General features: G+C 63.3%; 10 protein-coding genes and 2 pseudogenes. 1 reads left to right on the top strand and 11 read right to left on the bottom strand.

Annotated features, from left to right (window positions below; all coding sequences use genetic code 11):
• Window positions 1–127 precede the first annotated feature (127 nt).
• The 10 genes and pseudogenes from NLM32_RS03240 to NLM32_RS03195 all read right to left on the bottom strand — a co-directional run bounded on the left by NLM32_RS03240 (window position 128) and on the right by NLM32_RS03195 (window position 10359).
• Window positions 128–1060, bottom strand: coding sequence for a transposase (locus NLM32_RS03240; protein ID WP_254127844.1), 933 nt, complete (start codon window positions 1058–1060; stop codon window positions 128–130).
• 237 nt (window positions 1061–1297) lie between these two features.
• A complete protein-coding gene (locus NLM32_RS03235; RefSeq protein ID WP_254127843.1) occupies window positions 1298–1993 on the bottom strand; it encodes an ABC transporter ATP-binding protein in 696 nt (231 codons plus the stop codon).
• Entirely contained in the window at window positions 1986–2720 is a 735-nt protein-coding gene (locus NLM32_RS03230) for an ABC transporter ATP-binding protein (protein WP_254127842.1), read from the bottom strand. The genes NLM32_RS03235 and NLM32_RS03230 overlap by 8 nt, the downstream gene beginning before the upstream one ends.
• 1 nt (window position 2721) lies before the next feature.
• Window positions 2722–3801: a branched-chain amino acid ABC transporter permease gene (locus tag NLM32_RS03225; protein WP_254127841.1), complete on the bottom strand. Its 1080-nt coding sequence runs from the start codon at window positions 3799–3801 to the stop codon at window positions 2722–2724.
• Window positions 3802–3885: 84 nt separating this feature from the next.
• A pseudogene (locus NLM32_RS03220) lies at window positions 3886–4176 on the bottom strand (ABC transporter substrate-binding protein); the annotation flags it as partial.
• Window positions 4177–4198: 22 nt separating this feature from the next.
• The gene (locus tag NLM32_RS03215; RefSeq protein WP_254127840.1) at window positions 4199–5425 is read right to left on the bottom strand and encodes an ISL3 family transposase; all 1227 of its coding nucleotides are present in this window, start codon (window positions 5423–5425) and stop codon (window positions 4199–4201) included.
• A gap of 249 nt (window positions 5426–5674) precedes the next feature.
• Window positions 5675–6607 (bottom strand): annotated as a pseudogene (locus NLM32_RS03210) (substrate-binding protein); the annotation flags it as partial.
• A 4-nt stretch (window positions 6608–6611) separates the two neighbouring features.
• Window positions 6612–7469, bottom strand: coding sequence for a branched-chain amino acid ABC transporter permease (locus tag NLM32_RS03205; protein WP_254127839.1), 858 nt, complete (start codon window positions 7467–7469; stop codon window positions 6612–6614).
• A gap of 36 nt (window positions 7470–7505) precedes the next feature.
• Entirely contained in the window at window positions 7506–9020 is a 1515-nt protein-coding gene (locus NLM32_RS03200; RefSeq protein ID WP_254127838.1) for an amidase, read from the bottom strand.
• A 154-nt stretch (window positions 9021–9174) separates the two neighbouring features.
• Window positions 9175–10359 (bottom strand): substrate-binding domain-containing protein, encoded by a 1185-nt coding sequence (locus tag NLM32_RS03195; protein ID WP_254127837.1) that lies wholly within the window; start codon window positions 10357–10359, stop codon window positions 9175–9177.
• Window positions 10360–10538: 179 nt separating this feature from the next.
• Here NLM32_RS03195 and NLM32_RS03190 point away from each other — a divergent pair, with 179 nt between their 5' ends.
• Complete coding sequence (locus NLM32_RS03190; RefSeq protein ID WP_057747431.1) at window positions 10539–10973, top strand: MarR family winged helix-turn-helix transcriptional regulator; 435 nt, start codon at window positions 10539–10541, stop codon at window positions 10971–10973.
• 238 nt (window positions 10974–11211) lie between these two features.
• Here NLM32_RS03190 and secA read toward each other — a convergent pair whose 3' ends face one another.
• The gene (gene secA, locus NLM32_RS03185; protein ID WP_254127836.1) at window positions 11212–14052 is read right to left on the bottom strand and encodes a preprotein translocase subunit SecA; all 2841 of its coding nucleotides are present in this window, start codon (window positions 14050–14052) and stop codon (window positions 11212–11214) included.
• Window positions 14053–14080 lie beyond the last annotated feature (28 nt).

Genomic DNA, 14080 nt, shown 5'->3' with positions numbered 1-14080 from the left:
GGTGGCCGCCTCTTCGGCGGCCCTCGAAGGGCGACGGCCCGGCTGCCAGCTCGGCCGTGCATCCTTCGAGGCTCCCGGCGCGATGCCTGGCATCGCGCCACTCGCGCCTCAGCGACTGTGTTCTTTGTCAAGCGGATTGCCATTGTTTTTGGTCTCTGAGCATGGCGTTGAGGATGGTGAGAACCTTGCGCGCGACCGCGATGAGGGCAACCATCTTGGGCTTTCCGGCGGCCAGCAGGCGTCGATAGAACGTTTTGAGCTGCGGATGATGCTGGCTAGCGGATAGAGCAGCCATATAGAGCCCAGCGCGCAGCGCGGCTCTTCCGCCCCCGATCATGCTCTTGCCCTTCCAGCGGCCGGACTGACGGGTGAACGGAGCAAGGCCGGCAAGGCTTGCAATCTGGCGACGGTTGAGGGTGCCGAGTTCGGGCACCTCGGCCAAGAACGTGCGAGCGAGCGTGTTGCCCACTCCCGGAAAGCTGATCATCAGTTCCTCCTTGTCGCGCCAGACCGGCGATCCGCGCACCAAGGTGTCGATGTCGTTGTCGATCTCCGGTAGTTCCTTCTCGAGAACCTTGATGTGGCGAACAAGGCTCTTGCGAACGCGCACATTCTCGACCCGCTTCTCGCGCTGGCGTTCGGCAACGATCATCTCGATGATCTGCCGCCTGCGACTGACCAGCTCCGCCAGCAGCCGCGCCTGCTGATCCGGCAGAGCGCGCGGCGTTGGTCTCACGGCCTCGATGAACCGTGCGATGACCGCCGCATCGATCGGATCGGTCTTGGCACGCCGACCAACGGCTTGGGCGAAGTGCCGGATCTGGGCCGGATTGACCACCACCAGCGGCAATTCGGCGCCGGCCAGCGCTGCCGCAACGATGGTCTCGAACCCGCCTGTCGCCTCCACCGCAATCAGCGTTGGCGAACAAGCCGCAAGACGCGTAACCAACTCTTCCAAGCCTTTGCCGTCGCGCGCGACGGCAAAGGCTTCTCCATTTGGACGTACATGCACGTCCAGCCGGTCCTTTGACACATCAATGCCAACATAGATCGCGTCCATCTGCACCCCTCCTTGCGCAACCGGGCTCGCCAGGCGGCCCTCGCGACTGTTCGGGTTCGATGGAACAACGGACGGGGCGCCGCGCTGAGGCACGGGCTTCGCGGCCCTTGGATGAAGCGGTCTCCCGTCCGTTACCGCGCCGGCTATCTTAGCCGATCCGGCACGATCTGACTTACAAGGATGACGGGATTGGCAGGGGCTCGCGGTAAGAGATAGCCGCCGAACTTGCTGATGGATCTACGGCGCCAGATACCGCATCAGCTCCGGATTGCCCCTCACCTCGCCTGCCTCGCCTTGCAGTGCGACGCGGCCTCGGTCGAGCACATACGCATAATCCGCGACGCGCAGCGCCAAATCGAGGTGCTGCTCGACGATGATGACGGCGATTTGCTTGGCGAGCTCGATCAGGCGCTCGGTGATTTCCTCGATCACGCCGATCCAGACGCCTTCGGTCGGCTCGTCCAGCAGCAGCAATTTCGGATCGCCGAGCATGGCGCGGCCGATCGCGAGCATCTTGCGCTCGCCGCCGGAGAGCGTGCCGGCGGGTTGATCGAGGCGCTGGCCGAGTTTCGGGAAGATGGCCAGCACGCGGTCGACCGCGGTGGCGTCCTTGTTGAAGAGCGAACCGACCGCGAGATTGTCGCGCACAGATAAGCGCGCAAACACCGAATGCTCCTGCGGCACATAGCCGATGCCGGCGCGCACGCGCTCCTCAGGCCGCCGGCGGCTGATGTCGCGGCCGTCGAAGCCGACCTCGCCCTTCCATGCCGGCAACTCGCCGACGATGGTCTTCATCAGCGTGGTCTTGCCGGCGCCATTGCGCCCGAGCACCGCGACGCCGCCGCGCCAGGGAATCCCGAGATTGACGTCGAACAGGACCTGGCTGCGGCCATAGCCGGCGTCGAGATGCTTGATGTCCAAAAATTCAGGCACGGCGCAGATAAATCTCCTGGACGGATTTGTTGGCCTGGATCTCGGACACGGTGCCCGATGCCAGCACCTTGCCCTGGTCGAGCACGGTGAGGCGATCGCAGATGTCGCGGATGAAATCGAGGTCGTGCTCGACGATGACGAGCGAGCAATGCTGCTTGATCGGCTGCAGCAGTTCGCCGGTAACGCGGCGCTCCTCCAGGCTCATGCCGCCGGTCGGCTCGTCGAGCAAAAGGAGTTTGGGTTTGCCGGCGAGCGCCATCGCGATCTCCAGCCATTGCTGCTGGCCGTGCGACAGCGCCGCGGCTGCGTCGAAGGCGCGGTTCGCGAGACGGAACTGCGTCAGCATGGTCATGACCTGATCGTGCAGCGCGACGCGCGTGCGCGAGAAGACGAGGTCCAGCAGCGAGGACTGCGCCTGCAACGCGAGCAGGATATTGTCGTACAGCGTCAGCGACGGCAGCACGCTGGTGATCTGGAACTTCAGACTCATGCCCGCCCGCGCCCGCTCGGTCGGCGTGAAGGCGGTGATGTCGGTATTGGTGAAGCTCACCTTGCCTTGCGTCGGCACTTCGGCACCCGCAATGCACTTCATCAGCGTGCTCTTGCCGGACCCATTGGGGCCGATCAGGCCGTGAAACTCGTTCTCGCCGACGGTGAGCGCTGCGCCATCGAGCGCGGTGAGCTTGCCGAAGATCTTCGAGATGCCCGCGGCTTCAAGGAGCGGCATTTTACTTCCCCTTGATCCTGGCACCGAAGCTGCCGACCCGCTCGCGCTCGCCGAGGACAAAGCTGATCAGGCCCAGCGGCCGGAACAGGATCACGAGCAGCAGCAACAGTCCCAAAATGATCGGCCAGATATCGCGATAATTGTCCGACAACCAGAAGCTGACGCCCTCGACGATCACCGTGCCGATCACGGCGCCGATCAGCGTGCCGGAGCCACCGAACAGCACGTAGAGCACGACTTGCGTCGAGACCACGACGCCGACCATGTTGGGCCAGACGAAGCCTTCGTGGAAAGCATAGAGACTGCCGGCGAGACCCGCGATGGCGCCGCCGATCGCGAAGATGATCGCCTTCAGATGCTGCGCCTTGTAGCCGAAGAAGGCGATGCGCTGCTCGTTTTCGCGTAAGCCCGCGAGCGCCAGCCCGAACTGCGAGCGCACCAGGAAGCGGCAGAGCAGATAGACCACGATGAGGATACCGAGGACGAGGTAGTAGAACGCCGGGCCTTCCGAGAATTCGTAGCCGCCGAGCGTCATCGATGAAATCGAGGGAATGCCGTTCTGGCCGCCGAGATAATACCAGCCGCGCGCGAGGCGATCGGCGGCGTAGGAACCGGTCAGGGTGCCGAGCGAGACGAAGATCACGCTGGAGGGATGCCGGCCCAGCAGCAGGAAGCCGCCGAGCAGCAGCGCGAAGGTGAGGCCGATCAGCGTGCCCGCCGGCAGCACCAGGAAGATGTTGGTGATGTCCAAGTCGCGCGCGAGCAGCGCGACGCCATAGCCGGCCGAGCCGAAGAACAAGGCCTGGCCGAAGCTCATGATGCCGGCATAGCCCCAGACCAGATCGAACGACAGCGCGAACAGCGCGAGGATGACCACGCGCGTCGCGAACACCGTGAGATAGTCCTGCAGCACCAGCGGCGCGGCGAGCGCGGCAACGAGCACCACGCCCTCCACGATCGGCAGGACTTTTCGTGTCGAAGCAGTTTGCTTCGCCGGACCGTGCTCAATCACCGGAGCGGCCGCCCCCTCGTCGACTTCGGCGTGAACCGCCTGCTTAGCTACACCCATGGACTTTAGCATTTCGAGTCAATCATCGTAAGTCAGCCCGGTAGTTGGCCGCGGATTCACCTCTCCCCGTCGGGGAGAGGTGAAGAACAGTCCGGCTCAGCATTCCTTGGGATCGACGAGACCGTCGCTGCGTCCGACGATCTCGTAGTTCCCGGCCTTGGCGACCGCGGTGTACATCTTCATCTTGCAATGCCGCTTGCCCGGCACCATCTCGGCCGGCCCGCCCGGGCCTTCCGCGATCTTGGCGTGGTCGAGCGCAGCCGCAACCGAGTCACGATCGACCTTGCCGGCTTCCTTGACGGCCGCTTCCCACAGCTTGAGGCCGCGATAGGTGCCGGTCGCGGCACTTCCGGCCGCGAACAGGAAGTTGCCCGGGAAGTCTTTCTGGCTCTTTTGAACTTTGAGTGGGCTACGCGGCATGGGGGTTGATCGGAGTGAAGTCGAGTTTTCCGGCGATGAGGAAGAGGACGGTGCGCATCGTTGTGAAACGGGTGTAGCCGCGGGCCTTGCGTTTAGCCGCCTGGAATAGGCCGTTGAGGGCTTCGATGTAGCCGTTGGTCTGGCGGGTTTGCGTCCAGGCGACGATGCCGTCGAAGTGCTTGCGGATCATTCTGGCGACCTCCTTCATCGGCTCGACCCTGGAGCGCAGGACGTTGGTGCACCACTGTTTGAGCATGGCGGAGACGACGTTGATCTGCTTGCGATCGAGGATGTCGCGCAGATGCTCGCGATAGAGCCAGGCACGCGCCGTGCGTTTGGTCGCGGCCTGAGCAATCAAGGTGTCGAGATCGGCGCGACTTTCGTCCGACAGCCGGCCGCGGTCCTTGAGCAACGTCCAGCGCAGCCCTTTGAGGCTTGGATCTGTGCGCTGTTCGAGGCGCCGCATCTTGTCGACGGCAGTGGAAGCGTGGGCGACGACATGGAACTTGTCGAAGGTGATGCGGGCGTTGGGCAGATGATCTGCGACGCCCTTGATGAAGGCCGGCGACATGTCGATGCTGACCAAACGGACCTGCTCGGCGGTACCTTTGTGGGCGGCCAGATCGGCGGCGAAATCGGCCACCGTCTTGGCGTCCTTGCCCTCGGTGACGAACACTACCTTCCGCTCATCGGTGTCGGCGGTGATGGTCAGATAATTGTGGCCGCGCCGGCAGGACGTCTCGTCGATCGCCACGGCGGTCACTGCCGAAAGGTCCGCCTCGGCCAAGGCGAGATTGACATAGCGCGAGCAGATCGCGTGGACCCGATGCCAGGATTCGTCGACCAGCTTGGCGACGGCCGCAAAGGTCATCTGCTGGGCCATGGCCAGCACCAGCGCTTCGAACAGCAGGGTGAAGCCGGCGAGCTTGCCGAACCAAGCGGGCTCGGCCAGGACGACCTTCCCATCGGGCAGCTTCACCCGCGGCGTCCGAACCTCCAGGAAGCATTCGTGCTGGAAGAAGTTGAGATGTCGCAGCCGCTTGATCTGGGTGTCATGAACCGGGTGGACGCCCGCGACACCGGCGACCGCAAATCGCGTCCCGGCGACGAAATCGACAGTGATCGTCAGAACCTTCTTGGCAGCGTCGAAGTCGACGCCCCGAACGTACCACGGCTTGGTAATCCCAAGCGCCGATTCGAAGAGCTGATTTTGCACCGTCCCACACGCCTCCCAGAGCCCCACCTGCACCCAGCATCGCAAGGGGGCGGTCGGCCCTCAAGGACGCTTCGCGCCGCGGTGCGGTGGCCTGCGGCCATCCTTGACCGCCGAACGCCCCCTTGCACCGGGCAAGGCAGGTCGGGACGGAGGGATGGTCTCTCATCCCGTCGAACATAGGGATGAACGCGGCGCTCGTCGTCAAGCGGCCAAAGCCGTCACTGCACCCACTCGGTTTTCAAAAGAGGCGTCTTTCTCGTAGGCCGCCTGGATTTTTGCGTCGAACGGATTCTCCTTGGTCAGCACCTTGAAATAGTCGAGGCAGCTGGCGAGGCCCTCGATCTCGGCGGCCTGATTGATGTTGAGCGTGTTCTCATCATAGTAGACGCAGGCCAGACGACCGCCGTTCTTGAGGAAGCCGGCTTCATAGAGCTGCTTGAAGAACGGACCCACGCCCGGCGGGATGACGGTGTTGAAGACGACGTCGACCTTGTTGGAGATGATGCGGTTGACGGTCGCGGAGAAGTCGACCTGATCGAGCGGATAATACTCCTCGAACACGACCTCGCCGCCGTTGGATTCGATCACCTTGCGGGCATAGACGTTGAGCGTGTGCGGCCAGACATAGTTGGCGCTCGGCAATGCGAACTTCTTGCCGCCGTTCTTGATCAGCCAGGGGATGAATTCGTCGCATTGCTGCGCCGGCGTCGGCCCGGTGCAGAACAGATAGGGCGTGCACTCCTTGCCCTCATAGAGCTGCGGATAGATGTAGAGCGTCTTGCCGCGCGCCACGATCGGGTCCTTGATCGCATTGCGCATCGACGAGGTGATGCCGCCCAGCACCATGTCGACCTTGTCGCGCTGGATCAGTTTGCGCACGTTGCCGACGGCGACCGATTCATTCGACGAGGTGTCCTCGATGTAGAGCTCGAGCGGACGGCCGAGCAGCCCGCCTGATGCGTTGATCTCCTTGATCACCATCTTGGCGACATTGGCGTCGGCATTGCCGGCATACGCGATCGGGCCGGTGAGATCGGTCGCGATGCCGACCTTGATCGGGGCTTCGGCGGCATTGGCCCAGGGCGCCGGAATCACCCAGCTGCCGACCCCGGTCGCGACCGCACCGGAGGCGAAAGCGAAATTGGACATAAAGCGGCGGCGTGAGAGTTGACGATCGAACATGTGACTAAACCCCTTTTCCAGCGATGAGGCCCTGCGGCCGGAATTTGATGAAGGCAATGGCGAGAACGAAGACCAGGACATCGGCGACCACGGGCGCCATGATCCAGGGCAGTGCGGCACTGAGCGTGCCGATCACACCCGCGCCGGCGACCGGGCCGATGAAGGATCCGACACCGCCGACCATGACGGCGACAAAGCCCTGGATCAGGAAGCGGATGCCGAGATCGGCATAGAGGCTGAACACCGGCACGATCAGCGCGCCGGCAAGGCCGGCGAGCGCCGACCCAAAGGCAAAGGTGGCGCCGTACATCAGGGGCGTGGAAATGCCCGATGCGCGTGCCAGCGACGGGTTCTCCAGCGTGGCGCGCATGCGCAGACCAAAGCTCGTGCGCGACAGCAGGAGATAGCAGCCAGCCATCACCAGGAGCGTGATGACGATGATGGTGAAGCGCCACGCCGAGATGTGCATGGTGCCGATATCGATCGAGCCGCCGATCGGCTCGGGGACGGTGAGATAGAAGCCGCCGATCAGGCCGCGCACGGATTCGCGGATGATCAGGCCGAGCGCATAGGTGCCGAGCATCGCCACGATCGGCGCGGCGTAGAAGCGGCGGATGATCAGTGCCTCCAGCACGAATCCGAGTGCGCCAACGACAAAGGGCGCGGCGACCATGCCGGCCCAGATCGGCAGGCCCTTGGCGTAAGCGAGATAGGTGATGTAGGCCCCGAGCAGGACGAACTCGCCCTGCGCGAAGTTGAAGATGCCCATCATGCTGGCGATGATCCCGAGCCCCAGCACGATCAGGACGATGATCGCGCCGAAGCTCAGGATTTCGAACGCCGCGACGAATGCGTTAGCCATACGCTACGATCCACCTCGCCTGCATCAATGCCTCGCTCACATCTTCTTCCAGTCGCCGATCTGCTCGAACGCATGGGCGGCGCGGTAGATGGTGGATTCCTCGAACATGCGACCGACCAGCATCAGGCCGACCGGCAGGCCGTCGACCATGCCGCAAGGCAGTGACATCGCGGGATGATGGGTGATGTCGAACGGTGCGGTGTTGGAGATCATCTCGAGCGCGCGCGCGACGTAGTCCTCGCGGCTGGCGGTCGGCTCCGGCAGCTTGGTCGCCTTCATCGGCGTCGTCGGCAGCAACAGGAGGTCGTAATCCTTGAAGGCCTTGTCGTAGGCTGCAGTGAGGCGGCGGGAGATGTTGAGCGCCTTGCCGTAGTAACGGGGACCGAAGGTGTTGTTGATGTAGGTGCCGAGCAGCAGGAACAGCTTTGTGGTTTCGGACAGCGAGTCCGCCTGCCGGCGCCAGCCGCGATGGAAATCCATCAGCGTGGTCGAGTAGAGGTCGCCGCGCGACAGGCCATAGCCGTCGCCGTACATCATGGTCTGGGTCATGCCCTCGGTGCCGATCGGCGTCCAGATCGCGGGGCCGGCGAGATGCATCGGGATCGAGACCGTCTCGACCGTTGCGCCGAGATCCTTGAAACGCTTTGCGGCCTCGCGCACGCTTTCATTGACGGCGGCCTCGGCAGTCGCCTGCTCGAAACCTTCTTTCAAGATGCCGATCTTCATGCCCTTGACGCCCTGGCCGAGCGCCTTGGTGTATTCCTCGACCTTCGGTGCCTTGATGCGGGGATCGTAACCGTCATCGCCGGCGAGCACTTCGAGCAGCAGCGCGTTGTCGGCGACCGTCGCCGTCATCGGGCCGGTGTGATCGACGAAAATCTCGATCGGCATGATGCCGGTATAGGGCACGAGGCCCCAGGTCGGCTTCATGCCGTAGGTTCCGCAGAACGAGGACGGCATGCGGATCGAGCCGCCCTGGTCACCGCCGATCGCCATGTCGACTTCGCCGAGTGCGACGACGACACCGCTGCCGGAGGACGAGCCGCCGGCCGAATAGCCCATCTTGTAGGGATTGTGGACGGCGCCGACCGCATTGGTGTGGCTGCCGCCCGACATGCAGAAGGATTCGCAATGCACCTTGCCCGCAATCTCGGCGCCGGCATCGAGCATACGCGTGACGATGGTGGCGTCGAAATCGGGAACATAGCCTTCGAGCGTGGTCGAGCCGTTCATCATGGGCACGCCGGCCAGCATGATGTTGTCCTTCAGCGCGACGGTCTTGCCTTTGAGCTTACCGGAGCTGGCGCCCTTCACGGTCGACTTGCGGTACCAGGCGTTGCGCGGATTCTCCTCTGCCGACGGCTGGTAGCCCGGCGTGCGCGGATATTTCACCGCCGGCACCTCGTCGGGCATGGCGCCGACGAGATTGTAGGCATCGATCGAGCCCTGCATCAGGCCGCGGAACGAGGCGACATCGTCGTCGGTCAGCGCGAGGCCGCACTGCTCGGCAACGCTGCGAAGTTGGGCTGGCGTGGGAAGGACAACTGTCACGGCGCTCTCCTGAAGTGTCTTGGAACGAACGTTGGGCGCGACCGCCCCGGCGCGACGCACGCACCACCGGCGTCGCCGAAACATTCAAAACGGAAATATTTTCCTTTTCAAGTATTATTTTGCGTTTGCCCGCGTCCCGATTGCCGCTGCCATCTCAGATCGGTTTGATCAGCTTGAAGTCGAGGCCATCGGCCTCGGCGAGATACATCTGCATGCGCGCGTGACCGTTGCGTACGACCACCGGGCCGCGCGCGCCGCCGTAATCGATGTTGCGCCCCGCCGCGAGCATCGGCCCCATCGCCAACGAACCGGCCTTGTTCGCAACAGCTTCAAGGAATCGCAGGCCCTCGTAGCTGGACTGGCCGAGCGAGCCGATCGGCGCGGCGTTCGGTCCGAACATCCGGTGATAGCGGCTTTGGAAGTCGTCATTGGCGCGCGAACCGACACCGGGGAAATAGCCGGAGGCACAGAACATGTTCTCGCTGTTGTCGGCGCCGATGCCGAGCAGCACGGTCTCGTCCATCGCACCGGCCAGCCGCAACGTCGTCGCGGCAAGACCGCACTCGCCGAAGGCGCGATTGAAGGTGATGCTGTCGGTCCCGATCAGCGAGATCAGGACGACGTCCGGCTTTGCGGCGCGGATACGCTCCAGATGCGGCTCGTGATTGTCCTCACCGAGAGGAACGAACTCCTCGCCGACGACGCTTCCGCCGGTTTCCTTGATGTAGCGCTTCACCGCGCGGTGCGACTGCCATGGCCAGACATAATCGCTGCCGATCAGGTACCAGCGCGCCGCTTTCTTGACGTCCGCCAGCCAGTGGATCGAAGGCCGGCTCTGCCAGCGCGGCGTTTCGCCGATCGCCATGACGCCCGGCGTCAATTCGCCGCCCTCATAGACCGGCGTGTAGATATAGGGGATCCGGTTCGCGGTGGTGATCTTGCGGAGCGCGACGCGAACCGCGCTGGTGTGCATGCCGATGACGAGATCGATCTCGTCGTCGACGACCGCCTGCTTGGCGCGGCTCAGGACACCGTCGAGCGGACCGCCGGCATCATAGATCGACAGCTCGATCTCGCGCCCCAAAATGCCGCCACGCTTGTTGATCTCGGCGACCGCGAGCTGCGCGGTGTTGGTGGCGCACGGCCCCCAGATGCCGGGGGAGCCGCTGCAGCAGATGAAGCAGCCGACGCGCAGCTTGTTGGTACCGCGACGCCGAAGAAAGGCATGATCGCTCGGCGACAACGCGCCGTCAGCCGCCGATGACGACAGATTCCTGAACAGCAGAGACGGCGGCAACGCCGGACCGCTGTGAGCCGGGAAGTTTACCGTCGCGCGCACGCCAACTCCTGTCCGGTACCAGACCTGAAAGCACATTGAGCAGGCGGCCGCGGCTTCCGCCCTTTTGTTGTGCAATCATCCTATTTTGAAAATATTGAATATTCAAGAATTGAAGTGCATATAGAAGCAGCATTGATTGCAAGACATTCACTCATTTGGGTCAAGACGAAGTCTTAGCCGTGGCAAAATCGAACGCTCCAATCACCGAACACCTCGCCTACCTGCTCGCGCAAGCTAACCGGGAGATCAACCGGCAGCTCGAACTGCGGTTGAGCAAGGAGGGAGTTCCCGTCGAGCAGTGGCGCATCCTGAAAGTACTGTCGGACGGCGATGGCCATTCGATGGGCGAGCTAGCGGATGCCGTGCTGCTCAACCATCCGACGCTCACCAAGATGATCGACCGCATGGTCTCCGACACGCTGGTCTACCGCGTGCAGGACCCGAACGACCGCCGCAAGGTGCTGATGTTCATCTCCGATCGCGGCAAGGTGCTTTGCAAGAAGCTCAACTCGCTCGCGGTGGACCAGGAAGAGCACATCCTGGAAAGCTACGGCGACAAGTCGACGAGCGAGCTGAAGCGGCTGCTGGAGAGCTTGATCGACAGCTCGAATTGAGGTGTGGCGCTTGTCGCGAAAGTTGCGGCGTCGCCAAATCAACAAAGACTGTCGTCCCGGCGAACGCCGGGACCCATAACCACAGGGCGTGGTTGTTTCAACGATTGGTAGTTACTCTGTCTAGCGCGGTACAATGACTGCGCACCATCGAGAGATTCCGCGGTATGGGTCCCGGCGTTCGCCGGGACGACGGCGGCAAGTGAGGCGCTGACGTCGCGCCTCACAATCGCATCAAATCCTAGCCGTACCGCCCATGGCAGTGCTTGAACTTCTTGCCTGAACCGCAGGGGCAGTCCTCGTTGCGGCCGACCTTGCCCCAGCTGGCCGGGTTCTTCGGGTCGCGCAACGCCGCGTCGGTGGCCTGCGGGGCCAGCGTCACGTTGGCGAGTGCCATTTCGTCTTCGCCGGTGTCCGGATTGAGCTTGTGCGCTTCCATCGCGGGCAGCATCGGGGCTTCCTGCTCCGGCGGGACGATCTCGACCCGCATCAGCTGCGCCGTGACGGCCTCGCGCAGATGCGCGCTCATCTCCTGGAAGAGGTTGAAGGCCTCGGTCTTATATTCCTGCAACGGATCGCGCTGGCCGTAGCCACGCAGGCCGATGACCTGGCGCAGATGGTCGAGCATGATCAGATGCTCGCGCCAGAGATGGTCGAGCGTCTGCAGCAGGATGGTCTTCTCGACGTAACGCATCACGTCGGGGCCCCATTGCGCGACCTTGGCGGCCATGTGCTCGTCGGCCTTGGTCTCGATGCGCTTGAGCAGCTCCTCGTCGGCGATGCCTTCTTCCTTGGCCCAGTCCTCGACCGGCAGGTCGAGATCGAGCACGCGCTTCAGCTCGTCCTTCAGGCCGGCGACGTCCCACTGCTCGGCATAGGCATGCTCGGGCACGTGCTTGGCGACGAGATCGTCGATGAAGGCGTGGCGCATGTCCGTAACGGTTTCCGCAACGCTGTCGTCCTTCATCAGGTCGACGCGCTGATCGAAGATCACCTTGCGCTGGTCGTTCTGGACGTTGTCGAACTTGAGCAGGTTCTTGCGGATGTCGAAGTTGCGCGCCTCGACCTTCTGCTGCGCCTTCTCCAACGCCTTGTTGATCCAGGGATGGATGATCGCCTCGCCCTCTTGCAGGCCGAGACGCTGGAGCATGCTGTCCAGACGATCCGAGCCGAAGATGCGCATCAGATCGTCTTCCAGCGACAGGAAGAATTTTGAGCGGCCGGGGTCGCCCTGACGGCCGGAACGGCCGCGCAGCTGGTTGTCGATGCGGCGGGATTCGTGCCGCTCGGAGCCGATGATGTAGAGGCCGCCCGGCTTCTTCACGGTCTTGGCGGGCTTGGAGCCCTTGGCCGGCTCGATCTCGACGGTCTCCTCGGCCTTCAGCACGATGTCGCGGAAGTGCTCGATGTCGGCCTTGATCTGCTCGATCTTCCTGGCCTTCTCGGCCTCGTCCTCGATATCAGCAGTCTCCTGCTGGATGCGCATTTCAAGCGAGCCGCCGAGCTTGATGTCGGTACCGCGGCCGGCCATGTTGGTCGCGATCGTGATCGCACCGGGAACGCCAGCCTCGGCGACGATGTAGGCTTCCTGCTCGTGGAAGCGCGCGTTCAGCACTGCGAACAGCTTGGCCGGCTTGCCGGCGCGCGCCGCGGCGTACAATTTCTGCATCGAATTCTCGTTGCCGAAGTCGATCTGCCGGTAGCCGTGCTTCTTGAGGTATTCGGCAATCACTTCCGACTTTTCGATCGAGGCGGTACCGACCAGCACCGGCTGCAACCGCGCATTGGCGCGCTCGATCTCGGCCAGGATCGCCGCGTATTTCTCGTTCTGGGTGCGATAGACCTCGTCGTCCTCGTCGAGACGGGCGACCGACAGATTGGTCGGGATCTCAACGACCTCGAGCTTGTAGATGTCGAACAGCTCGTCAGCTTCCGTCAGCGCCGTGCCGGTCATGCCGGCGAGCTTTTCGTACATGCGGAAGTAGTTCTGGAAGGTGATCGAGGCGAGCGTCTGGTTCTCGGGCTGGACCTGAACGTGTTCCTTGGCTTCCAGCGCCTGGTGCAGACCTTCGGAATAGCGGCGGCCCTGCATCATGCGGCCGGTGAACTCGTCGATGATGACGACCTCGTCGTCGCGGACGATGTAGTCCTTGTCGCGGGTGAACAGCGTGTGGGCACGCAGCGCCTGGTTGATGTGGTGCACGACGGAGACGTTCTCGACGTCGTAGAGCGACTCACCCTTGAGCTGGCCGGCATCGCGCAGCAGCTTCTCGATCTTCTCCATGCCGGCTTCGGTCAGCGTCACCGTGCGCTGCTTCTCGTCGACGTCGTAGTCGCTCTTGTCGAGCTTGGGCAGGAACGAGTCGATGGTGTTGTAGAAGTCGGAACGGTCGTCGAGCGGGCCGGAGATGATCAGCGGCGTGCGCGCTTCGTCGATCAGGATCGAGTCGACTTCGTCGACGATGGCGTAGAAGTGCGGCCGCTGGACCATGTCCTCGAGCCGGTACTTCATGTTGTCGCGCAGATAGTCGAAGCCGTATTCGTTGTTGGTGCCGTAGGTGATGTCGCAGGCATAGGACGCCTTGCGCTCGGCATCGTCGAGGCCATGGACGATCACGCCGGTGGTCAGGCCGAGGAAGCCGTAGATCTGGCCCATCCAGCCGGAGTCGCGGCGGGCGAGGTAATCGTTGACGGTGACGACGTGGACGCCCTTGCCGGCGAGCGCATTGAGATAGACCGCGAGCGTTGCCACCAGCGTCTTGCCTTCGCCGGTCTTCATCTCGGCGATGTCGCCCTCGTGCAGCACCATGCCGCCGATCAGCTGGACGTCGAAATGGCGCTGGCCGAGCGTCCGCTTGGCGGCCTCGCGCACGGTGGCGAAGGCGGGCACCAGCAGGTCGTCCAGCGTCTTGCCCTCGGCAAGCTGCTTCTTGAACTCGGCGGTACGGGCCTTGAGCGCCTCGTCGGAGAGTTTCGAGACCTCTCCCTCCAGCGCGTTGATCGCGTTGACGCGGGATTGGTATCCCTTCACCCGCCGGTCGTTGGCGGAGCCGAAAAACTTGCGGGCGAGCGCGCCGATCATGCCTAGTTCCTGTGTTCGCGAATTAACC

The sequence above is a fragment of the Bradyrhizobium sp. CCGUVB14 genome, from assembly GCF_024199935.1.
Lineage (GTDB): Bacteria > Pseudomonadota > Alphaproteobacteria > Rhizobiales > Xanthobacteraceae > Bradyrhizobium.
The sequence above is the reverse complement of the archived record's forward strand: the minus strand, read 5'-3'. Positions and strand labels throughout refer to the sequence as shown.